The sequence below is a fragment of the Denitrificimonas halotolerans genome, assembly GCF_034259425.1.
In the GTDB taxonomy this organism is placed as follows: domain Bacteria; phylum Pseudomonadota; class Gammaproteobacteria; order Pseudomonadales; family Pseudomonadaceae; genus Denitrificimonas; species Denitrificimonas halotolerans.
In genome coordinates this window covers 175,843-197,564 of sequence record NZ_JAXIVU010000003.1, presented here as the reverse complement: position 1 = coordinate 197,564, position 21,722 = coordinate 175,843, and the positions used below count along the sequence as shown (strand labels likewise).

The following is a 21,722-nucleotide window of genomic DNA, read 5'->3' as shown; positions in this document are numbered from 1 at the left end:
TCCAAAAGGTATTCCTTAAGCGTAATAGCAATCACACTGTAGTAAACAGATCTAATTCGTTCATGATTGAGTTATAAGCAAGAACCTCATGAATTAGATGGTCAACAGTATTGCTATATTTAATCTGTGACAATTACTTAAATAGGTCGATGATATATGTGCGGTGTTACAGGGTATAAAAAGTTGCTTTGACACTAAAAGAGAAATAATCCGCATTACTGGAAACTAATAACTAATAATTAATAAGAAAGACGGATGACGCCGACCACATATGAGATTTAGACGTTGTTATTCGACTTTGGTATGGGGGTTTGATTAATTATTTTATAGTAAAGTTTCGAGGTTAAATTAAGCTGCAACAAATTTTATACTGCATTGATGTTTTGAATAGAGTGGTATAGCCAGTCCTGTGATCAGTGCAAATTGAGGTATGCAGGGTCAAGTTATCTGAAAGAACGGCTCTCAGCCAAGCTTGAGGCTCTGAGCTCTTTTTCGAAATAGAGTTAAATCAATTTGAGTTTAAAGTTTGCTAGCGTGTTTTAACAAAACCGTCATAACGCTGACCATTTCAGCATTTTATAAATGACTATTCAATTAGTTATAGAGTATATAAGTAGAGGGTATACATGCATCCTGTTATTCGTAAAACCTTTGGTGGTCTATCGGTACAATACTATATTCGTAATTTTTTATTTGGACTGGTTATTGCAGCTTTGAATATTTATATGCTTACCTTGGCTGAACAGTCGCAGGCGATAGGTATATGGTTTTTTATTTTGATCAGTACGTTGCTTTATCCTTATTCTCGGTTTGTTTACGAGAGTATTGTGGATTATATCATGGGTGGTAATGTTTTTTTTGTTAATGCTATTTTTATGCTTGTTACTAAAGTCATTACAATGTTGATGTGCTTTGCAATGGCTGTATTTATAGCGCCTATTGGTTTGCTTTACCTCTATTATCATCATAGTAAGGCTGAACGTTAATGAGTATCAGCAGTGAAAGTTTTTAGTTTTATCCTTGCAAAGTTTCACGTGCATCTTTTAAACCTATATTTTTCGTAAATGGATTACACTCAGCTTATAAGGCTAGCTGTAGGCCTAATGAGCTTACGGGTCGGCCTTTTAAAGGCCGACAGAGTGTTGGGTATTGTGTTTTAGCGTTAATCGATACACTACATCGCGCCTAAATGCAGCTTGCTGATGACTTCATTCTTTTGTGTAGCTGTACCTAGGCTGACATCAATCAAGTACACCCGTTGGGCTTCGAGGCCGCTGTTTTCAATCAGGTACTCTTTAATGCTATTGGCGCGTTTTTGTGCCAGTAGGCGTAAGGCTGTGTCGTCTTGTGCATAAGCTTTAAGTACCGCGGTGCGCATTTTCTCGCTGCGTTCATCTTTTTTCAGCTGATCCCAATCGCTTGGGGGTTGATGTTGAATGACCGCGCGGTAGATTCCTTCGAGCAATGCAGCTTGTTCTTTTTCAGGGACTTGTAGGTCTTCTTGCCGTTCTTCAATTTTACTGCCACGCCGTTGCAGCATGCTGTACCACACGTCTTGGTAGGCCGCTGTGAGGCGTGCTTCTGCCAGTACGGGGCCGTCTAACTGCGCTAGGCTGCCGCCTTCGACTTCGAGGCGTAATTCTGGCCGATCTTTTAAGGCGGCGGCCAGTGCGTTTAAGCTTTTCGCAGCGCTAGCGGTGATGGTGGCTTGGCCAGGAGGAAAAGCCACCTCGTTGAGCTCATCGCTTTTGCCGTCGACCAATCCCGCAATGAAATTAAAGGGGGCTGCGGCAGCGCGAGTAATGAGGTTGCGTAGGGTTTGCCAGATAATGGGCGCGACGCTGAACTCGGGATTGTTCAGGTCACCTTGTACCGGTAGGTCAATGGCGATCTGGCCTTTTCGGTCTTTGAGTAGAGCGATGGCTAAGCGAATGGGTAGGTCGACCGCATCGGGGCTATCAACCCGTTCACCCAATTGCAGTTCTTCCAATAATAGCTGGTTGGTCGCGTCCAGTTTGCCATCGGTGATTTTATAGTGCAGGTCTAAATTTAAGCGACCTTTTTGAATGCGGTAGCCGGCAAACTTACCGGAGTAGGGGGTGAGCGTGGTGAGCTCGACGTGCTTAAACGAGGTGGCAATGTCCAACTTTTTAAGTGGGTCGAAAGGTTTAAGGCTGCCGGTGATGCTGACGGGAGCATAACGGTCGATGCTGCCTTGGATGTCCACTTCAGCGACGGCGTTGGTCTGATTGTTTAAGGTGCCAATGTGGCCGTTGAGCTTTTGAATGGCTGTCGCAAAGTTGGGGGTGAGGCTGTAGTCGGCAAAGTTGGCGGAACCGTCTTGCACTTCTATGCCGCCAATGCGCATGGCGAATTCAGGGCCGTCAGTTGGGGTGGGTTCGGCGCTTGCGGATTGTGGTTGTTCAATCATCAGCTGGCTGATGTTGGTGCTTAAGTCGTCGTTAATGATAAAGCGCACATAAGGCTGATCGAGAACCACTTGATCAATGTTAAGTTTTTGCTCTTGTAGACTGTAGCTGATGCCGTTGACGTCTACGCTGTGCCATTTGGCTAGGTCACGTTGGCCGAAGGTGTCAGTGACGTGGAGTTGCGTGATGGACGCTTGTCCGCTGACGTTCAGTTTTAAATGCTCAGGATCGCTGATATGCAAGTTAAGTGCGCTATTTAACAAACCGCTGCGCAATTCAACATGTGCGTAAGGACTGATCCAACTTTGTGCTGGGCGTAGATCGAGATTACTGCTGTTAACTGTCATTTCAACATTGAGCGGTTGTAGGCGTACTTTGGCTTGGCTACTGATTTTGCCTTCTTGGCCAATGCCGGTGTTCAACTCTGCACTGAAGGGTTGCTCGGCAAGGCTGTCAAAATCTTTAATGCGCAGATTGAAGTCTGCCACTTCTAAAGCCACAGGTTGTGCACGGCTGTTGTCGGCTAAGTGAAAAGTATGCTGTTTGAGATCAGCCTGCTTAACGATGATGTGCCATGCTGAGTTGCTAGCTTCAGGTGTGTCGGGTTCGGCTTTTTGAGGAAGCGGTTTAAGCCAGTTTACGGTACCGTTTTGATCAATATCGGCCCAAGCTTCAAGGTTGCGGCTTGTGACTGTGCCTAAGGTTATTTTTTGTGCTGCTAAATCAAAAGCACCGTCTTGGATGCTCAATTGGCCAAGACGAGCAAGGGGCTGTTTGTTGTGGTTTAAACCGAGCGCTTTGAGTTCTGCACTGAGGTTGTTGGCGGTAAATTGGAGGGTGGGCTGCAATACGAGAGTGTAATCAGTGCTTAAGTTGAGCTGGCCATCCTGTAGCTGGGCATCGAAATGTTCGCGCACATAAGGCCACCAACTTTTGAGTTGAGCGCCGGTTAGACTGAGTTGGCCCTGTGAGGAGACAGGGTTGATGCTGACATCGCCTTGCCATTGCAGGTGTGCGCCGTCGCTGGCTTGAGCGCTGAGTTGCAGGCCGCTGTTGTTGTCGGGACCTGTGTCAAAGTTGTTTAAGGTGATATTCAGGTCGGCTAAGGTGACGTCGACGGGGTCCTGTTGGCGTTGGTCATTGAAGCGGATCTGTCCGTCTTGCAATTGAATCCGGTCAATCAGTAGCGTTAGAGGTGTGCTATCGGGCTCTTTTTTGGGCTCTGGGTTGTCGGGTAGGTTAAACAGCTGGGTTAGATTAAGCTCACCTTTGGGGTTAATGATCACTTGTCCATGTGGCTTGACCAGTAAAATGTCTTCAATACGTAAGCTTTTATTGCGCAGGCTGTCGAAGTCTAAAGCAAGCTTGCCGTACAGGTGTTGCAAGCTGAGTTGTTGATCTTCAGCTTCGCCGAGCTGAAAACCCCAGGCTTTTAATTCAAAGCGAAAAGGGTTGAATTCAAGGCGATGCAAGTGCGCTGGTTGGGTGGCGTAGATCCCTAGTTGCTGGTTGGCAATGTGTAGGGCCACACTGGGGATCAGCAAAAAGCCCAGCCAGCTGTAAACAGCTAAAACACTGGTGAGAATAATGACTAGGCGTTTTAATGCTTTGAGCATCATGGCAGCTCCTCTGGTCGACAGTTTTTACAGTGTATGCAAAATATGTGCAGAGTAGTAGGTGATTGGATGTACATCCATATAAATGGGGATGTGGCTGAGCAGAGTCAGCCAGGGTCTGTGCTTGGCTATTTTAGGTCTGTACTGGTGCATAAGGGGCGGAGCGCTTATTCCACACTGCGTATTTAAGCAGGGTTGTAAACAGCTCCGCTGCGGTGTTAGCGCTCAATGGCTAAGGCAACACCTTGACCACCACCAATGCATAGGGTGGCTAAGCCTTTTTTCGCGTCACGGCGAATCATTTCGTGCACTAGGGTTACTAAAATTCGGCAACCGGATGCGCCAATGGGGTGACCAATAGCAATGGCACCACCGTTTACATTGACTTTGCCGGTGTCCCACCCCAGTTCTTTATTGACGCATAGCGCTTGTGCGGCAAAGGCTTCGTTGGCTTCGATCAGGTCTAGCTCGGCTATTGTCCAACCGGCTTTGCTGAGGCACTTTTGTGTGGCAGCAACAGGGCCGATGCCCATAATGCTTGGATCGACGCCGGCATTGGCATAGGCTGCAATGCGCGCCAAGACCGGCAGGCCGAGTGCTTGTGCTTTGTCTACGCTCATCAGCATGACGGCTGCGGCACCATCGTTTAAAGTTGATGCGTTACCAGCGGTGACAGTGCCATCTTTTTTAAAGGCAGGGCGCAGGCGAGCTAGGGCTTCAGCAGTGCTGCCCGTGCGCGGTTGTTCATCAGTGTCGAACACCAAGGGTTCGCCTTTGCGTTGTGGGATTTGAATGGGGGTGATCTCATCGACAAAGCGACCGGCAGCAATGGCGGCGCTGGCTTTTTCTTGTGATGCGGCAGCAAAGGCATCTTGTTCTTCGCGGCTGAGATTGTATTTTTCCACCAAATTTTCTGCTGTGATACCCATATGGATGTCGTTAAAGGCATCCCACAGGCCGTCTTCAATCATGCTGTCAATGATTTTGCCATGGCCCATGCGTAAGCCAGTGCGTACCTTGGGCATGACATAAGGTGCGAGGCTCATATTTTCTTGGCCACCCGCAATGATCACCTCAGCATCACCGCACCGAATGGCTTGCGTGGCTAAGTGCAGTGCTTTTAAGCCTGAGCCGCATACTTTGTTGAGGGTGAAAGCTGCTGTGGAGTGAGGTAAGCCAGCCTGAATAGCCGTTTGTCGTGCGGGGTTTTGTCCGCTACCCGCCGTGAGCACTTGACCAAGAATCACTTCATCAACTTGCTCAGGAGCTAAACCACTTTGTTCGAGTAAACGGCGGACAACTGCAGCGCCAAGCTCAGGAGCGGGGATCTGGGCTAGACTGCCTTGAAAACTACCAACAGCGGTACGGGTGGCGGCAACAATGACGACTTCGTGCATGGGGCATTCCTTTTGTTATGAGTGAGCCCTGTTGCTCAGGCGTGGGCCTGAGCTTTGGCTTTGTAGTTTTTATTGAATGGGGTGTTAACCACGATGACGGTTTCTAAAGAAATCAATCAGTCCTTGAGTTGAGGGATCACTGCTAGGTGCTGTCACTTGGCCGGTGAGGTGTTGGTAAACATCTTTTCCGAGTACTTTACCCAGTTCTACCCCCCATTGATCAAAGGGGTTGGTGCCCCAAATGACACTTTGCACAAAGACTTTATGTTCATAAAGGGCAATGAGAGCGCCGAGGCGGCGAGGGCAAATGCGTTCGGCCACAAGGGTGTTGCTGGGACGGTTTCCGGGAATGGCTTTATGCGGTGCAAGGCGTTGCACTTCGCTTTCTTCTAGGCCTTTGTCGCGAAGTTCTTGCGCGGCTTGCTCGAGGCTCTTACCTTGCATCAAAGCTTGGCTTTGGGAGAGGCAGTTGGCATACAGCCATTGATGGTGGTCGGCAATGGGGTTGTGGCTCACCACTGGGACAATAAAGTCGGCTGGGATCAATAAAGTGCCTTGGTGTAACAGTTGGTGATAAGCATGTTGACCATTACAACCTACGCCACCCCAGATCACGGCACCGCTTGGATAACTCAGTGTTGTACCATCTTGGCGCACCTGCTTACCATTGGATTCCATATCCAGCTGTTGCAAGTGTTGGGTGAAATTACGCAAATAGTGATCGTACGGTAAGATTGCATGGCTTTGCGCACCCCAGAAATCGCTGTACCAAATGCCGAGCATGGCCAAAATGACAGGCATGTTTTCAGCAAAGGGTGCCTGCAGAAAGTGTTGGTCCATACTCCAGGCACCAGTCAGCAGTTCTTTAAAGTTGGACATGCCAATGGACAGTGCAATGGGTAAGCCGATGGCGGACCATAGGGAGTAACGGCCCCCTACCCAATCCCAGATAGGGAGAATGTTTTCTTTGGCAATGCCAAACTCGACCGCGGCTTCAATGTTGCTAGAAACGGCGATGAAGTGGCGGTCAATGCAGTCTTTACTGCCACCTTGGGCTAAGTACCAACTGCGCGCTGCCAATGCATTCTTGAGCGTTTCTAAGGTGCTAAAGGATTTGCTAGATACCACAAAGAGGGTGGTTTGCGCATCCAGTGTGTTACTCAGCTCATGGAATTCACTGCCATCGATATTCGCAAGGAAATGGCATTTGACGCCCTGTTGGGCAAAGGGTAGTAGTGCTTCTGACACCAGTTGTGGCCCTAGAAAGGAGCCACCAATCCCTATGTTCACAATGTGGGTGATGGGTTTTTCGCTGTAGCCACGCCACAGACCATTGTGAATACGACTGACCATTTCGGTCATGGTATTAAGCACATCATGGATCTGCGGGATTAAATCTTCGCCGTTGACTACTAAGCGGTCACCAATGGGACGGCGCAATGCTGTGTGCAGTGCTGGACGTTGTTCCGACGCATTGACGGGTTCGCCATTAAAGAGGGCTTGAATGGCTGATTGCAAGCGGCTTTGTTCAGCCAGCTGCATGAGCAAGTCGCGAGTGGTTTCATCCAGAAGGTTTTTCGAGTAATCGAGCAATAAACCATCATGGCTAATGGAGAAGTTCTGAAAACGTTGTGGGTCCGCAGCAAACGCATCGCTCATGCGAAAGTTTTGCATCACTTGTTGTTGCTTGAGCAGTTGTTGCCAAGCAGGGAGTTGCGAAGGGTCTTGAGGGTGTTGGTAATGGGTCATCACACCGGCCTACCTTAAGAAAAAGGCTGGGCGACTCAGTGTCGCCCAACGCTTAGTACTGTGTGCTTAAGCCAGCTGGATTGGAATGGCGTTGCTGCTGTGGCTTAGAGAACCATCGGCCGCCATATAGAGCAAGCGTGGCTCATGGGTTTCTACTTCAGTTTCGTCGTATTGGCAGTAAGCGCAAATGATCAAAATATCGCCAACAGCGGCTTTGTGTGCAGCGGCACCGTTAACGGAAATGATTTTTGAACCGGCTTCACCGCGGATGGCGTAGGTGGTAAAACGCTCACCGTTAGTGACGTTGTAAATATCGATTTGCTCGTACTCACGAATGCCCGACATATCCAACCAGTCACCATCAATGGCGCAAGAGCCTTCGTAGTCAACGACAGCGTGGGTGGTAACAGCTCGGTGCAGTTTTGCTTTGAGCAGGGTGGTTAGCATAATTTTTTCCTCTTTGACGAGGCTCAGCTGGCGCATTTCTGTGCTGCTGCTGAGCTTTTGTCGTTATTACAGATCAAAGATCAGATTGTCGATTAGGCGAGTTGTGCCGAGGTAGGCAGCCGCTAATAAAACTAACTGTTGGCTGCTGGCATCGGCTGGCTCTAGGCTGAGTGCATCACGCAACTCTACATAGTCCAAACGTAAATCTGCAGCTTGCAGATCTTGTTTGAACTGATCGAAAAGTGCTGAATAATCACGCTGGCCACTTTGTATTTGTGCAACGAGTGCTTGCATATTGCGATGCAAGGCAGGGGCGTTGGCACGTTCTTGCGCGTTAAGATACCCATTTCTTGACGATAATGCGAGGCCATCTGTATCACGCACAATAGGTACGCCGCAAATACGTACAGGAATGCTTAAGTCCGTGACCATTTTACGGATAACGGCCAGCTGTTGGTAATCTTTTTCACCAAACATAGCTTGATCGGGCTGTACCATGTTCAACAGTTTGCACACAACAGTGGCAACACCGTCAAAATGACCTGGACGGCTGCCACCGCATAAGCCCTTGGATACACCCGGTACGCTTACTGTAGTGTGTTGCTCCATGCCCGCAGGGTACATTTCTTGTACCGTTGGAGTGAATAGCAGATCACAGCCAGCAGCTTGCAGTTTTTCTTGGTCATCGGCGAGGGTGCGCGGATAGTTATCCAAGTCTTCGTTAGGACCGAATTGCAGTGGGTTTACGAAGATACTGGCGACTACAAAGTCAGCTTGTGCAACCGCATGGTTGATCAGTGAAATGTGGCCGGCATGCAAGTTGCCCATTGTGGGAACAAAGGCAATACGTTTGCCTTCACTGCGTGCTTGGGCAATGGCTGCGCGTAGTGCTTGCAGCGTGCTTACTGTGTTCATGCGCTAAACTCGTGCTCTTGTGCTGGGAATGATTGATCTTTTACTGAGCGCGTGTACAGGCTGATCGCGTCAGCAATACTGGATTGGCCTTGCATAAAATTGCGAACAAATTTAGGCATGCGGCCGGTAAGGGATAAGCCAAGCATATCGTGTAAGACTAAGACTTGGCCGTCTGTGCCTGGACCCGCACCTATACCAATGACAGGAATGCGTACAGCGGCACTGATGCGGGCAGCAAGTTCGCTAGGTACACATTCTAAGAGCAATAAAGCTGCTCCGGCTTGTTCGAGGGCAATGGCATCTTCCAGCATTTTTTGTGCTTGCTCATCACCGCGGCCTTGAACTTTGTAACCGCCAAAAACGTTAACGGATTGTGGGGTTAAGCCCAAATGAACACAGGATGGAATGCCACGGTCCGCTAATAAACTGACGGTTTCTGCTAACCATGCGCCGCCTTCTAGTTTGACCATGTGCGCCCCAGCTTGCATCAGTTTGGCGCAGCTGGCATAGGTTTGCTCAAGGGTTGCTGCACTCATGAACGATAAGTCACTCAGGATCATGGCGCCTTTATTGCCGCGCTTTACGCAGGCGGTGTGGTAGGCCATTTCGTCAATGGTGACTGGCAGGGTGCTGTCATGACCTTGTAAAACCATGCCTAGTGAGTCGCCAATCAATAGAATTTCGACGCCGGCATCACAGGCTGTGGCAGCAAAGGTTGCATCGTAACAGGTCAGCATGGCGATTTTTTCACCACGCTGTTTAAGCTTTAATAAAGTTGTCAGGGTGACATCAGACATACAATAAGTCCTCTTTGGTACCTTCAAAGGTACTCGCATCGGGGCTGTTATAGTCCTGATGACGTGGCTTTAAGTCAATTATTTGCATGTGAATCGACCGGTTAAAGTTTTGCAAGTTGCGGAGTATGCAAGCGTTGCAAAGTTGGATCAACAGGGCAAGCACTTAATAAATCCGTCAATAGGCGGCCATCGGGCAGTTGAAAATCAACTGGGCACAGTTCGGCCAATGGTAGTAATACAAAGGGGCGTGCATGCATGTGGTAATGGGGAATGCATAAGCGTTCATCATTCATGATGCGCTCACCGAAAATTAAAATATCTAAATCCAGTGTACGGGGCCCCCAACGTTCAGCCTTACGTTCACGTCCTTGATTTAATTCGATGGCTTGTAGGTGGTCGAGCAAAATGTGTGGCTCGAGCGTTGTTTCTAAATGTGCCGCTGCATTGGTATAGCGGGGTTGATCCGCAGGGCCCAGTGGTGCGCTCGAATAATAGGCTGACACTGCAACGAGGCGTGTGTGGGGTAATTGTGCTAAGGCGTGCAGCGCTGCATTGAGTTGTTGCTCAGGGTCGCGCAGGTTGCTGCCTAAGCCGATGTATACCTGTTCCATCAATGTGGTCCTGAGCTGTTGTCTGACGGGCTGTCACCGGTGTGCGTTTTATGCACGGGTTTTTTCATGCGTGGCTTGCGGCGACGCTTACGTGGCTTACCACCCAGTGCGTTAACCATGGCTCGGCGTTGGCTGTCGCTGGCATCTTGGTATTCGGTCCACCATTGGCCTAAGCCTTGGGTGTCTTCGCCTGCACTTTCTCTCAATAGTAAGAAATCATAAGCTGCACGGAAGCGAGGGTGAGCGAGAAGCACATCAGCCCTGCGCCCCATTCGGCGCGTGAGGCGATCTTGTAAATCCCAAATCTCGCGAGTTGGGACGCTGAAACGCTTGGGTACGGCGATCCGTTGCACTTGTTCAAAGAGCACTTGGTGGGCTGCTTCTTGTAATGCCGGAAGCGGATGCATACCGTCGTTTTCTAGATGTGAGGCGCGCACCGTTAAGGAGGGCCATAGCAGTGCCGCAAATAAGAATGCCGGTGTAACAGGGCGGTTGTTACTGACTCGAGTGTCAGTGTTTTTGAAAGCATTGCGCAGTAATGCGTCGGTTCTTTCAGGTTGACGCTTTAAGGCGTCTGCCGCCGCGGGGAACAGCTGCTCAAATAAATGATACTCACGCAGTAAGTCGTAGGTGCGTTCAGCATAGCCATTGAGGAACAGTTTGAGTACTTCGTCATACAGACGTGCCGCTGGGATATCACGCAGTAAGTGGGCTAAACGACGAATGGGCTCAGCTGTGCTGTCTTCAATATTAAAGTCCAACTTGGCAGCAAAGCGAATGGCGCGCAGCATACGTACCGGATCTTCTAGGTAACGCTGTTCAGGGTCACCAATGAGGCGGATAAGGCGGCGCTTAATGTCGGCAAAGCCGGTACTGTAGTCGTATACTTTTTCGTTGCTGACATCAAAGTACAGCGCGTTCATGGTGAAATCGCGGCGCTGTGCATCATCTCCCATAGTACCGTAAACGTTATCCCGTAGAATACGGCCGCTGGCATCGTGAGCAGAGCGGTCGCTGTTGCTTTTGTCCGTTTGTGAGTGATCACTGCGAAATGTTGCCACTTCAATGATCTCACGACCAAAATGCACATGGGCCAATTTAAAGCGACGGCCAATGATGCGTGAGTTGCGGAACTCTTGACGCACTTGTTCGGGGGTGGCGCTGGTGGCGACATCAAAATCTTTTGGGGTAATGCCTAAGAGCGAGTCGCGCACACAGCCGCCGACTAAATAGGCTTCAAAACCTGCATGCTGTAAGCGCACTGCAACATTGGCCGAGTTACGGCTGAAGTCAGCGGTACTGAGTTGATGCTCATGGGCATTCAATACAGTGGGTTGTTGAGGGTCTTTGCGCTGGCGTGAACGACGAAAGGGGTTAAAAAGCTTTTTCAGCATAGCAGGGCCTGTTTGCGACTCGCATCAAAAAGAAAATTCATAAACGCTGTGCGCCAAAAAGTCAGCGGCAATGAAGACAGTGCTGCCGATGCGGTGTAACGATAAGAATTATTATTGGGTAAATGACACATCATAGCGCTCGATTCTATCACCGCTAGCAAGGGAGGTGAACGAGGAAAGTAGGTATACGGCTAGATAGTGTTGTTTTGTAGTGCTAGAAGAGGGGGGGGGGGAGCTGTGGGCGTTAAGGTTAAGAGGGGAGTGCGTGGCTCCCCTCTTTGAATGATTCTGTGCGTTTTTTTTATTATTCTCGGCGTTTTTGTTGTTATTGTGCGCCTGCTTTTACAGTTTTAAGTCGAACTGTGAAGAGTTAACGGATTGCTTTGAATGCTGATGTGTTTGTAGTTTGTCAGTTGAAACTGGCGCTGCATGTTCTGCAGTTTTGTTATTCTCTGTTCATCTGTGTCTCTACAATCATCATCCTCTGCAAAGTAATCAGTTAGCTGCGTCTCCTGTGCTGTTGTTTTTATTGTGCTGGAGCCGTTACGTCTTATTCTTATTATGGTTTTTGTATTTTTATTGTTGTTGTGTAGATATATAAAGCAGATAGCGTGCCAACTTTATAAAAACCTTTTAAAAACAACTACTTACAAGTTTTCTGTGTTTTTTGTGATTATTTTCATACGTGCGTTGAGATAAAAGTGTTACCGCTTTTGGGCTTAAGTGTTACGTGGGTGGGTTTCGGTAACAGTTTGTGTTGTGGGCAGGCCGGAAATAGGCTGTGGCATGTTTATAGATTTCTTTCATCAGGGCGATTGAGAGATGTCAAGAGATTGAGTGGCCAGTTTTGTTATACTTAATTTGAATTGATTCAGCCCATCGTTGCTGATCGCGATGATGGCACATTGAGAGGTGACCAATATGAGCAAGAATGCAAGCTTTTTTATGCCCGGTGTTTCTTTGTTCGGTGCGAATGTTCTGAGTGAGTTAGCTGATCGAGTAACAGCTTTAGGTGGTGTTAAGCCGCTCATTGTGACCGACCAAGGTATGACTCAGATGGGGTACACCAAGCAGATCACAGATCTATTGGAGGCAGCGAGCATTAAGTACGCTGTGTTTGATGAGACGGTACCAAACCCAACAGATACAAACGTTGAGCAAGGCGTGGCTGCTTACCAAGACAATCAATGTGATATGTTGATTTCTTTAGGAGGTGGTAGTGCGCATGACTGCTGTAAGGCGGTTGGTTTGTTGGTTGCTAACGGTGGCAGCATTGCTGACTATGAAGGGGTGGATCAGCTGAAAAAAGCGTTACCGCCATATATCGCAATTAATACCACCGCTGGTACAGCCAGTGAATTGACGCGCTTTACTATTATTACCAACACGTCGAATCATGTGAAAATGGCCATTGTTGACTGGCGTGTGACGCCGGACTTGGCCATTAACGATCCACTGCTCATGATGAAAATGCCGCCATCATTGACAGCTGCAACAGGTATGGATGCTTTAACTCACGCGGTTGAAGCCTATGTATCGACTGATGCAAACCCCATTACTGATGCTGTTGCATTGCAGGCGATGCGTTTAATTGCTAAGTACTTGCGCGTGGCGGTTGCTCGCGGTGATGATCTGGAAGCCCGTGACCGTATGGCCTATGCGCAATATTTAGCAGGTATGGCCTTTAATAATGCGGGTCTGGGCCATGTGCATGCTATGTCGCATCAGCTGGGTGGTATGTATAACTTACCTCATGGTGTGTGTAACGCACTCTTATTGCCGCATGTATGTGAGGCAAACCTGATGGCGGCGCAAGAGCGTTACGCTGACATTGCTGAAGCTTTGGGTGAAAACACCTATGGTATGTCTGTGCGTGAAGCAGCTGAAATGGCTGTAGTAGCGATTCGTTGCTTGTCTGAAGATGTGGGTATTCCAAGTCGCTTAAGTGAATTGGGAGTCAAAGATGAAGACATTGAAACGATGGTTAAGCATGCGCAGGAGGATGTGTGTGCAGTGACCAACCCTCGACGTTTAAACGATAAAGAAGTGGCCGCTATTTTCCGTGCTGCAATGTAACTGATTTCTACGCTAAACGTAGGAAGACCCAAACGCCTCGCTTTAAACAGCGGGGCGTTTTTGTTTATGAGTCGCGAGCAGTTAAATTTGCTGTGTTGGAATGTACACAGGTGTTACCAAAATGGTGGAAATCCTCGTACTTTTAGTGCAAGGATGAGTTCAAGTTTAGTCGTACCCTAGTCAACCGCTGCGGTGCAATCTATGTGGGCATGTCAGCCGATTAAAACTTGTTAAAACCACGATGGCCAGGTCAGTACTAGACGCTCGTTGGGGCAATTTAAAATTATAGGGGTTGGGCATGGCCGTCTAGCAGTAGGAATCCCCGTCCTTTAGGTCGGGAGGATGTCAATTTTAAGTAAGTTAACGAGGCATACACCACCCAAAGCTGTTCGAGTTGTGGTAGTTTGCCCGAGTCGAGGCCGAAAGGTGTCGCAGGGCTTGTAATAAGAGAGTGGGCGAGCAGTGGGTGTAGTGTTTCCACTCCGCTAGATAAGCGCGGCGCAAAGCACTCTCGCGGTCGGGCATGGCCGTCTAGCAGTAGAAACCCCGTCCTCTAGGCCGGGAAGGATGTCAACAGTAAAGCAGGTCTTTTAGGCCGAGGGTTGCGAATGTTCGCGTTCAATAGAGGCGTTGAAACGACAAAAGTGCGATTACCACAGTGGTTACAGTGGCGGGCCGAGTTGCTTCCAGGACTGTTGTTGTGCGCAGTCATTGCAGGGGCAGCCATGCTGCTAGACCGGGTTGCGTGGTTGCAAGCGCATGGTTTGTCAGCGCTGACTCTGGCGATTTTATTGGGCTTTGTATTGGGTAATATTTTGCCATTTAAGTTCAACAGTTACTGCGCACCGGGTGTGCATTTTGCGAAGCAGTATGTGTTGCGCCTCGGTATTATTTTGTATGGCTTTCGTCTGACTTTTCAGGATGTGAGCTATGTGGGGCTGGCAGGGGTGGTCATTGATGCCCTAGTTATAATTTCTACTTTTGTTTTGGCTGTATTGCTAGGTGTGCGCCTGTTTAAGCTCGACCGTGGCACCGCTATGTTAATTGGGATCGGTAACTCAATTTGTGGTGCCGCAGCAATTATGGCAGCAGAGCCCGTGCTTAAGGCCCGCGCTGAACAGGTTACGGTGGCCGTATCAACGGTGGTAGTGTTTGGTACTTTGGCAATTTTTTTATATCCGTTGTTGTACAGCTTAAATGAGTCTTGGCAACTGTTGGGTACAACAGATTTTGCTTACGGTTTGTTTGTGGGATCTACTGTGCATGAGGTGGCGCAGGTGGTAGCTGCCGGTGCTGCAATCAGTCCAGAGGCTGCCAATACTGCAGTGATTGCAAAGATGGTGCGCGTCATGATGCTAGCGCCCTTTTTGATACTGCTGGCGCTGTATTTAGCGCGGCATGAAACGCCTGCAAGAGTGATAGAAAGGGGAAGTTGTCAGAATAAAGGATTGTTAACCCGCGTGAATGTGCCGTGGTTTGCTTTCATTTTTGTGGCCGTTGCAGGTTTTAATTCTTTGCAGTGGCTGCCGGAAGTGGCAATCGAGCGCATTATTCAGCTCGACACAGCATTGTTGGCTGCAGCGATGGCAGGTTTAGGTTTGAGCACTGATATGAAGGCGATTCGTCGTGCTGGTGTAAGGCCTTTGCTGCTAGCTACCATCCTTTTTGCTTGGTTGCTGCTGGCCGGTGGGGCATTGAATTACTTTATTAGTGCGTGGTTGACTCAGTAAGCGGTGAGATTGAAGGGCGTGTACCGGTTTGAGTACTGCGCCCTTCATGCACTGTAAGAGTGGTGTAGGCACGACGTACTGACTGTTAGAGCCTTTAGTCCTGATCTAGGCCTTCTTGTAGGTCGCAAATATTGCCTTGCTTAAGTTGCTCTAAGTCAAAATCTTTTTCTAAGTCAGGAATGCCAGGTGTGTTAGGCTCAAATTGAGCTGTGCACGCCAACATGGCTTTAAAGTTGTCTGAGGCGAGCATTTTTTTGGCGTAATCCAGGGCCAGTGCTTGAGCTTGTTGGCGCTGACCGTTGCTGCAGAGTTGGAAGAGATTGTTGTCAAGGGTTTCGCTGTCTTGACTCATTTTTTCAAACGCTGGCGCATCAATTTTTTCCTGTAGGCAGTTGTAATACTGCATCATATTTTGCGCGCGTAGTTGGCGTTGTTGTTGCGGCGTGGTTGGCGCGTCGCTGGCATAAGTCAAAGGGCTGATGATGGCTAAAATACCAACGGTTGCGGCTAAGATTGGCGTTTTAAGCATAGAAGAGCTCCTGTTGTGACTAAAGGTTCAAAATTTAGAATAGATGAAAATACAGTATTTTCCCAGTGTCTTAATTGTGCGTCAGTACAGTATTCGCTGTTTAACAATTGCTAGCAGAATTCCTCCATTTCTAAAGTGGCGGGTAGTTCATTTTGAGCAAGAGGAAGGGTTCTGGTATTGCTGAGTGTTGGCTGTATATAATGCCAGTTGTTATTGCTGGGGCCTGTAGAGCTGCGGCAAGCGCTTTTGATGAATAAGGATTGATTGTGATTGGATATTTGCGAGGCACTTTATTAGAAAAGCAGCCGCCTCATGTGTTGTTAGATGTCAATGGTGTTGGCTATGAACTGGAAGTGCCAATGACCACCTTGTTTCAATTGCCAGCGGTGAACGAACCGCTGGTTTTACATACGCATTTGGTAGTGCGTGAAGATGCACAGCTTTTGTATGGTTTTTATAGCAAGCGTGACCGTGCTTTATTTCGCGAGTTGATCCGTTTAAATGGTGTAGGTCCTAAACTAGCGTTGGCATTGATGTCAGGCTTGAGTGTGGATGAGCTGATTCAATGTGTGAATGCTGAAGACACTTCGCGCCTTATGAAAGTCCCCGGCGTAGGCAAGAAAACCGCGGATCGTTTACTGGTTGAACTCAAGGATCGTTTTAAGAACTGGGAGAGCACACCATTGGCAGGACAGACGGCCATGGAACCTGCGAAGGATAATGCAGTCATACAGGCGCAGAATGCTGAGCATGATGCGGTGAGTGCTTTGATAGGTTTAGGCTTTAAGCCAGCTGAGGCCAGTCGTGCCGTCAGTGCTGTTTTTGCAGAAGACTTGAGCAGCGAAGACTTAATTCGTCGTGCATTAAAAGGCATGGCGTAATGCGCTACTTTATTTGGGATAACTGCAGTTTATGATTGAAGCTGATCGCTTGATTGACGCGACACCTCGTGAGCGTGAAGAGCACATTGACCGCGCCATCCGCCCGTTAAGTTTGGCTGAGTATATTGGGCAGCCTGTGGTGCGTGAGCAAATGACACTGTTTATTGAGGCGGCAAAAAAACGAGAGGAAGCACTGGATCACACTTTGATTTTTGGTCCGCCGGGGCTTGGTAAGACCACGCTGGCTAATATCATTGCGCAAGAAATGGGTGTGTCACTTAAGAGTACCTCAGGGCCTGTATTGGAGCGGCCAGGCGACTTAGCTGCGTTGTTGACCAATTTAGAAGAGGGAGATGTGCTCTTTATTGATGAAATCCACCGTTTACCGCCCATTGTGGAAGAGGTGCTGTATCCCGCAATGGAGGATTTTCAACTGGATATCATGATCGGTGAGGGGCCGGCTGCGCGTTCGATTAAATTGGATTTGCCTGTATTCACTTTAGTTGGGGCTACCACACGAGCTGGGATGTTAACGAATCCATTGCGTGACCGCTTTGGTATCGTGCAGCGCCTTGAGTTTTATAACGATAAAGATTTAACCACAATTGTGGCTCGCTCCGGTGGTATTTTAAATATGCCCATTGAGCAAGATGGTGCTTATGAGATTGCGCGTCGCGCTCGTGGTACTCCCCGTATCGCCAACCGTTTGTTGCGTCGAGTACGGGATTTTGCGCAAGTGCGTGGTACGGGTCATATTACTCAAACTATTGCCAATCAAGCTTTGAACTTATTGGATGTTGATGAGCACGGTTTTGACCATCAGGACCGCCGTTTATTATTGGCTATGATTGAAAAGTTTGATGGTGGCCCGGTGGGCATTGATAGCTTGGCCGCAGCTATCAGTGAGGAACGACATACGATTGAAGATGTCTTAGAACCTTACCTGATTCAGCAAGGTTTTATTATGCGAACGCCGCGTGGACGCGTGGTAACACGTCATGCATATTTGCATTTTGGTTTGAACTTACCAGAGCGTTTACAAGATGTGGCACTGCTGACGAGCAGCAGTGAGGAAGAATGAAAATATACCTGTGTTTTTGATTGGCAATTAACAAAGGCGGCAGTAAAGTATGAGCGCAATAACAACAGCACCAGGGTTTAACTTTCCTTGTCGGGTTTATTATGAAGACACGGACGCTGGTGGCATCGTTTACTATGTGAACTATCTTAAGTTTATGGAGCGGGCACGTACTGAACGATTACGCGATTTAGGTTTTTCCCAAGCACAAATGGCCACAAAAAACCTACTCTTTGTTGTGCATTCCTCCCAGGCACGTTACCACGCTCCGGCTCGTTTAGATGACGAGCTGCTGGTCAGTGCGCAGGTGGAAGTATTAAAACGTGCCAGTTTGAAATTTTATCAGCAAGTGCGTCGTGCCAGTGACAATGTATTGCTCTGTGAAGGGCGTTTTACTGTGGCTTGTGTACGTGCTGATACTTTGAAACCCCAGGCCATTCCAGAACCTTTATATACGGCCTTTACAGCCGATGTGCGAGACTTTGCAGGAGAGTAAGCGTGGAAGCGAATGTCGTTGATCAGATGTCAATGTGGAGCTTAATCAGTAACGCCAGTTTGGTGGTGCAGCTGGTAATGCTGATTTTAGTTGGCGCTTCAATTGCCTCATGGGTGATGATTTTTCAGCGTAGCCAGTTATTGCGAGCGGCGCGCAACAGTTTGAATGTGTTTGAAGATCGATTTTGGTCCGGTATGGATTTATCCAAGTTGTATCGTCAAGTCAATGCTGAGCCGGATCCTGATGCTGGTGTGGAACGGATTTTCCGTGCCGGTTTTAAAGAGTTTTCCCGCTTAAGCCAGCAGCAAGGTGCCAATCCTGAGTCTGTAATGGATGGTGTAGCACGCTCAATGCGTGTAGCCATTTCCCATGAGGAAGAGAAACTTGAGCAAAGTTTGCCCTTTTTAGCCACTGTGGGTTCGACCAGCCCTTATATCGGGCTCTTTGGTACGGTATGGGGAATCATGAACTCTTTCCGAGGCTTAGCTCAAGTACAGCAGGCAACTTTGGCTACAGTAGCACCTGGGATCGCTGAGGCTTTGATTGCAACGGCCATCGGGTTGTTTGCGGCGATTCCGGCGGTGATTGCTTACAACCGTTTTGCTGCGCGTGGTGAGAATTTAATTGCTCGCTATTATACCTTTGCTGATGAGTTCCAAGCCATTCTGCATCGTAAAGTCCACTCGAAAGAGGATTAGGTGCCCCATGCATAGAGCGAGAATTCGTAATCGTCGTAAACCCGTTGCAGAAATGAACGTGGTGCCCTATATCGACGTAATGCTGGTGTTGTTAGTGATTTTTATGGTCACTGCGCCCATGCTGAATCAAGGGGTAAAAGTGGATCTGCCGCAGGTCAGCAGTGAGGTGTTACCACAAGACAATAATGCCATTGTGCTGACCATTTCGATTAAGTCTGATAAGACTTATTTTTGGAATACTAGCACTGAAGTGGATGTGGAAACGGTACAGGATGAAGCGGTAGAGTTGGAGCAAATGGTTAATGCTGCACGGGCAATTTTGGGAGCAAATGCAGCCCAAGGTAAAAAAGTGCAAGTCTATGTGCGAGCGGATAAAGCTGTCGATTATGGCAGTGTGATGGCTGCTATGGGTGGCTTGCAGCAAGCAGGCGTGACTGACGTTGGCTTAATTACTGAGGCGCCTTGATGCGAGAGCGTGAACCTTCCCCTTCAGAAAAGCTTTTTTGGCCAGTGGTGTGGGCGTTAGGCTTGCACTTACTGTTGTTTGCTTTTCTGTTTGTGAGCTTTGCCCGGACGCCTGAATTACCGCCGACGCGGCCGATTATTCAGGCTACTTTGTATAAGCTTGAGTCACAAAGTCAGGCAAGTACACAAACGAATCAAAAAATTGCTGGTGAGGCGAAAAAAACCGCAGCACCACAGCATGAGGCTGAGCAGCTCGAGCAAAAGAAAATTGAGCAGGAAAAAATAGCTGCCGCGGCAGCGCGAGCGGCGCAAACCAAACAGGCAGAAGCAGCGAAGGCGGAGGCAGCGAAAAAAGCTGAAGCTGAACGTAAGGTGGCTGAACAACAAGCGGCTCAAGTGAAAAAGCAAGAGCAGGCGGCTCGGGACGCTGCTGAAAAACAGAAGCAAGCACTCTTAGCGAAGCAAAAAGCTGAAGAAGCAGCTCAGCAAAAAGCTGCAGCGCAGGCTGCTAAAAAGAAAGCTGAGGAAGAAGCAAAGAAGAAGGCCGCGGAAGAGGCTAAGAAGAAAGCTGCTGCAGAGGAAGCCAAAAAGAAGGCTGCAGCTGAAGCTGCTAAGAAAAAAGCTGCTGAAGAAGCGAAAAAACAAGCACAAGCTGAACAAAAAAAACGTGCGGCTGCCGAAGCTGAAAAGCAAAGAAAAGCCCAAGAGGCGTCGCGTAAAGCGGCTGAAGCGAAAAAAGCGAGCGCGTTAGCAGAGTTGTTGGCGGATGATACTCAATATCAGCAAACAGCAGCGGATACTCGAGGTGCGCAGGTAGCGGGTAATTTGGATGACTTAATTGTGCGTTTAGTGAGTGCACAATGGATACGACCACCGTCTGCTCGTAATGGCATGGCAGTGACAGTGCTCATTGAGATGCTTCCCGATGGAACTATCACCAATGCCAGTGTCACACGCAGTAGCGGTGACAGTGCCTTTGATGCTTCAGCTGTGGCGGCGGTGCGTAAAGTGGGGCGTGTCCGAGAGGTGCAACAATTGGATCGCGCTACTTTTGATCGCTTATATCGCAAACGTAGTGCAGTGTTTAAACCAGAGGATTTAGGTCTGTGAAAATAATAAAACGGTGGTTGTTTTTAAGTATGTTGCTCTGTGCCGGCTGGGTGCAGGCAGCAGACCCTTTGTTGATATCAGGTGGTAGCGACCGAGCGATTCCCATCGCTGTTGTGCCTTTTGGTTGGCAAGGAGGAAGTGCTTTACCGGAAGATATTGCGCAGGTCGTGGGGAATGATTTACGCAATTCAGGCTCCTTTGAACCTATTGCGCGTAACAATATGATCAGCCAGCCTGCAACGGTGAACGAAGTGATCTTTCGTGACTGGACAGCAGTAGGAGCGCAGTATTTAGTAGTGGGCCAGGTGATCTCCAATGCCGGTCGTTTACAAGTTGATTATGCGGTTCTGAATGTGAATACCGAACAGGTGCTCACAAGTGGTTCGGTGTCAGGTGGTGTGGAACAATTGCGTGACTTAGCGCACCACATTTCGGATCAGGCGTATGAAAAACTTACTGGTGTAAAAGGCGCATTCTCAACGCGTTTGTTGTACGTCACAGCGCAGCGTTTTTCAGAAAATAACACACGTTATACCTTGCAGCGTTCAGATTATGATGGTGCGCGGGCGGTTACTTTACTGGAGTCCCGTGAGCCGATTCTGTCGCCGTCGTTTGCACCAGATGGTAAGCGCATCGCCTATGTGTCTTTTGAGCAAAAGCGTCCGCGCATTTTTGTGCAAAATATTGAAACGGGGCAGCGTGAGCAAATCACTAACTATGAAGGTTTGAATGGTGCACCGGCTTGGTCACCTGATGGGCAGCGTTTAGCTTTTGTCTTATCCCGTGATGGTAATCCTGAGATTTATGTGATGAGCATGGCGACTCGACAAGTGCGCCGTGTAACCAATCATGCGGCCATCGATACAGAGCCATTCTGGGGTAAAGATGGACAAACCATTTACTTTACCTCAGACCGTTCGGGGCGTCCGCAAATTTATAAAATGAACATCAATAGCGGTAACGCAGAGCGTGTAACCTTTGTTGGTAACTACAATGCCAACCCGAAACTGTCTGCTGATGAAAAGACTTTAGTGATGATTCATCGTCAGGAGGGTTACACTGTATTTAAAGTAGCAGCACAAGATTTGCAGCGTGGTAACCTCCGAGTGCTAACACAATCAAGTTTAGATGAGTCGCCCACTGTTGCACCCAATGGAACAATGGTAATCTATGCTACCCAGCAAAGCGGAAAGGGTGTCCTGATGCTTGCGTCTATTAATGGGCGAGTGCGGCTCCCACTACCTAGCATACAAGGCGAAGTCAGAGAGCCTTCATGGTCCCCTTATTTAAACTGATACTGGGTT

The 21,722-nt window shown here is 48.5% G+C and carries 19 protein-coding genes; 10 read left to right on the top strand and 9 right to left on the bottom strand.

Translation table 11 applies throughout. The annotated features are described in order from the left end of the window. Positions 1–626 precede the first annotated feature (626 nt). Entirely contained in the window at positions 627–986 is a 360-nt protein-coding gene (locus TOI97_RS04255; RefSeq protein ID WP_321552879.1) for a hypothetical protein, read from the top strand. A gap of 188 nt (positions 987–1,174) precedes the next feature. Here TOI97_RS04255 and TOI97_RS04250 read toward each other — a convergent pair whose 3' ends face one another. From TOI97_RS04250 to pcnB, 8 genes are all read right to left on the bottom strand, one after another. Further along, the gene (locus tag TOI97_RS04250; protein WP_321552878.1) at positions 1,175–4,048 is read right to left on the bottom strand and encodes a DUF748 domain-containing protein; all 2,874 of its coding nucleotides are present in this window, start codon (positions 4,046–4,048) and stop codon (positions 1,175–1,177) included. A gap of 215 nt (positions 4,049–4,263) precedes the next feature. After that, positions 4,264–5,442, bottom strand: a complete 1,179-nt coding sequence (locus TOI97_RS04245; protein WP_321552877.1) for an acetyl-CoA C-acetyltransferase — start codon at positions 5,440–5,442, stop codon at positions 4,264–4,266. Between the two features lie 84 nt (positions 5,443–5,526). After that, positions 5,527–7,191 (bottom strand): glucose-6-phosphate isomerase, encoded by a 1,665-nt coding sequence (gene pgi, locus TOI97_RS04240; protein WP_321552876.1) that lies wholly within the window; start codon positions 7,189–7,191, stop codon positions 5,527–5,529. Positions 7,192–7,257: 66 nt separating this feature from the next. After that, positions 7,258–7,638: an aspartate 1-decarboxylase gene (gene panD, locus TOI97_RS04235; RefSeq protein ID WP_321552875.1), complete on the bottom strand. Its 381-nt coding sequence runs from the start codon at positions 7,636–7,638 to the stop codon at positions 7,258–7,260. A 66-nt stretch (positions 7,639–7,704) separates the two neighbouring features. Further along, a complete protein-coding gene (panC, locus tag TOI97_RS04230; RefSeq protein ID WP_321552874.1) occupies positions 7,705–8,553 on the bottom strand; it encodes a pantoate--beta-alanine ligase in 849 nt (282 codons plus the stop codon). After that, complete coding sequence (gene panB, locus TOI97_RS04225) at positions 8,550–9,350, bottom strand: 3-methyl-2-oxobutanoate hydroxymethyltransferase (protein ID WP_321552873.1); 801 nt, start codon at positions 9,348–9,350, stop codon at positions 8,550–8,552. Before panB ends, panC begins: the two co-directional genes overlap by 4 nt. 101 nt (positions 9,351–9,451) lie before the next feature. Next, positions 9,452–9,961 (bottom strand): 2-amino-4-hydroxy-6-hydroxymethyldihydropteridine diphosphokinase, encoded by a 510-nt coding sequence (gene folK, locus TOI97_RS04220; RefSeq protein WP_321552872.1) that lies wholly within the window; start codon positions 9,959–9,961, stop codon positions 9,452–9,454. After that, positions 9,961–11,355, bottom strand: a complete 1,395-nt coding sequence (gene pcnB / locus TOI97_RS04215) for a polynucleotide adenylyltransferase PcnB (protein WP_321552871.1) — start codon at positions 11,353–11,355, stop codon at positions 9,961–9,963. The genes folK and pcnB overlap by 1 nt, the downstream gene beginning before the upstream one ends. A gap of 921 nt (positions 11,356–12,276) precedes the next feature. Between pcnB and TOI97_RS04210 the strand changes: the two genes are divergently transcribed. After that, a complete protein-coding gene (locus TOI97_RS04210; protein ID WP_321552870.1) occupies positions 12,277–13,431 on the top strand; it encodes an iron-containing alcohol dehydrogenase in 1,155 nt (384 codons plus the stop codon). 608 nt (positions 13,432–14,039) lie between these two features. Continuing rightward, complete coding sequence (locus tag TOI97_RS04205; RefSeq protein WP_321552869.1) at positions 14,040–15,161, top strand: YeiH family protein; 1,122 nt, start codon at positions 14,040–14,042, stop codon at positions 15,159–15,161. Positions 15,162–15,255: 94 nt separating this feature from the next. Here TOI97_RS04205 and TOI97_RS04200 read toward each other — a convergent pair whose 3' ends face one another. Next, the gene (locus tag TOI97_RS04200) at positions 15,256–15,690 is read right to left on the bottom strand and encodes a hypothetical protein (RefSeq protein ID WP_321552868.1); all 435 of its coding nucleotides are present in this window, start codon (positions 15,688–15,690) and stop codon (positions 15,256–15,258) included. Positions 15,691–15,956: 266 nt separating this feature from the next. Here TOI97_RS04200 and ruvA point away from each other — a divergent pair, with 266 nt between their 5' ends. Genes ruvA through tolB form a run of 7 tightly spaced genes read left to right on the top strand, consistent with a single transcriptional unit; the run spans position 15,957 to position 21,713 of the window. Further along, complete coding sequence (ruvA, locus tag TOI97_RS04195) at positions 15,957–16,571, top strand: Holliday junction branch migration protein RuvA (RefSeq protein ID WP_321552867.1); 615 nt, start codon at positions 15,957–15,959, stop codon at positions 16,569–16,571. A 31-nt stretch (positions 16,572–16,602) separates the two neighbouring features. Then, a complete protein-coding gene (ruvB, locus tag TOI97_RS04190; RefSeq protein ID WP_321552866.1) occupies positions 16,603–17,652 on the top strand; it encodes a Holliday junction branch migration DNA helicase RuvB in 1,050 nt (349 codons plus the stop codon). Between the two features lie 49 nt (positions 17,653–17,701). Beyond that, complete coding sequence (ybgC, locus tag TOI97_RS04185) at positions 17,702–18,145, top strand: tol-pal system-associated acyl-CoA thioesterase (RefSeq protein ID WP_321552865.1); 444 nt, start codon at positions 17,702–17,704, stop codon at positions 18,143–18,145. Between the two features lie 2 nt (positions 18,146–18,147). Further along, a complete protein-coding gene (gene tolQ, locus TOI97_RS04180) occupies positions 18,148–18,843 on the top strand; it encodes a protein TolQ (protein ID WP_321552864.1) in 696 nt (231 codons plus the stop codon). A 7-nt stretch (positions 18,844–18,850) separates the two neighbouring features. Beyond that, the gene (tolR, locus tag TOI97_RS04175) at positions 18,851–19,309 is read left to right on the top strand and encodes a protein TolR (protein ID WP_321552863.1); all 459 of its coding nucleotides are present in this window, start codon (positions 18,851–18,853) and stop codon (positions 19,307–19,309) included. Continuing rightward, positions 19,309–20,418 carry a cell envelope integrity protein TolA gene (gene tolA, locus TOI97_RS04170; RefSeq protein ID WP_321552862.1) on the top strand — a complete coding sequence of 370 codons (1,110 nt, stop codon included), beginning with the start codon at positions 19,309–19,311 and terminating at the stop codon, positions 20,416–20,418. Before tolR ends, tolA begins: the two co-directional genes overlap by 1 nt. A 29-nt stretch (positions 20,419–20,447) precedes the next feature. Further along, on the top strand, positions 20,448–21,713 hold the full coding sequence (gene tolB, locus TOI97_RS04165; RefSeq protein WP_321552896.1) for a Tol-Pal system beta propeller repeat protein TolB: 1,266 nt from the start codon (positions 20,448–20,450) through the stop codon (positions 21,711–21,713). The last annotated feature ends 9 nt before the right edge of the window (positions 21,714–21,722 follow it).

What these genes read in the sequence shown, in the direction of transcription:
- folK (WP_321552872.1), bottom strand. Translation starts at nt 9,961, where the DNA reads ATGGAACAGGTATACATCGGCTTAGGCAGCAACCTGCGCGACCCTGAG.
- ruvB (WP_321552866.1), top strand. Translation starts at nt 16,603, where the DNA reads ATGATTGAAGCTGATCGCTTGATTGACGCGACACCTCGTGAGCGTGAA.
- TOI97_RS04245 (WP_321552877.1), bottom strand. Translation starts at nt 5,442, where the DNA reads ATGCACGAAGTCGTCATTGTTGCCGCCACCCGTACCGCTGTTGGTAGT.
- panB (WP_321552873.1), bottom strand. Translation starts at nt 9,350, where the DNA reads ATGTCTGATGTCACCCTGACAACTTTATTAAAGCTTAAACAGCGTGGT.
- pcnB (WP_321552871.1), bottom strand. Translation starts at nt 11,355, where the DNA reads ATGCTGAAAAAGCTTTTTAACCCCTTTCGTCGTTCACGCCAGCGCAAA.
- TOI97_RS04255 (WP_321552879.1), top strand. Translation starts at nt 627, where the DNA reads ATGCATCCTGTTATTCGTAAAACCTTTGGTGGTCTATCGGTACAATAC.
- pgi (WP_321552876.1), bottom strand. Translation starts at nt 7,191, where the DNA reads ATGACCCATTACCAACACCCTCAAGACCCTTCGCAACTCCCTGCTTGG.
- ybgC (WP_321552865.1), top strand. Translation starts at nt 17,702, where the DNA reads ATGAGCGCAATAACAACAGCACCAGGGTTTAACTTTCCTTGTCGGGTT.
- TOI97_RS04205 (WP_321552869.1), top strand. Translation starts at nt 14,040, where the DNA reads ATGTTCGCGTTCAATAGAGGCGTTGAAACGACAAAAGTGCGATTACCA.
- panC (WP_321552874.1), bottom strand. Translation starts at nt 8,553, where the DNA reads ATGAACACAGTAAGCACGCTGCAAGCACTACGCGCAGCCATTGCCCAA.
- panD (WP_321552875.1), bottom strand. Translation starts at nt 7,638, where the DNA reads ATGCTAACCACCCTGCTCAAAGCAAAACTGCACCGAGCTGTTACCACC.
- tolR (WP_321552863.1), top strand. Translation starts at nt 18,851, where the DNA reads ATGCATAGAGCGAGAATTCGTAATCGTCGTAAACCCGTTGCAGAAATG.
- tolA (WP_321552862.1), top strand. Translation starts at nt 19,309, where the DNA reads ATGCGAGAGCGTGAACCTTCCCCTTCAGAAAAGCTTTTTTGGCCAGTG.
- TOI97_RS04210 (WP_321552870.1), top strand. Translation starts at nt 12,277, where the DNA reads ATGAGCAAGAATGCAAGCTTTTTTATGCCCGGTGTTTCTTTGTTCGGT.
- tolB (WP_321552896.1), top strand. Translation starts at nt 20,448, where the DNA reads ATGTTGCTCTGTGCCGGCTGGGTGCAGGCAGCAGACCCTTTGTTGATA.
- TOI97_RS04200 (WP_321552868.1), bottom strand. Translation starts at nt 15,690, where the DNA reads ATGCTTAAAACGCCAATCTTAGCCGCAACCGTTGGTATTTTAGCCATC.
- TOI97_RS04250 (WP_321552878.1), bottom strand. Translation starts at nt 4,048, where the DNA reads ATGATGCTCAAAGCATTAAAACGCCTAGTCATTATTCTCACCAGTGTT.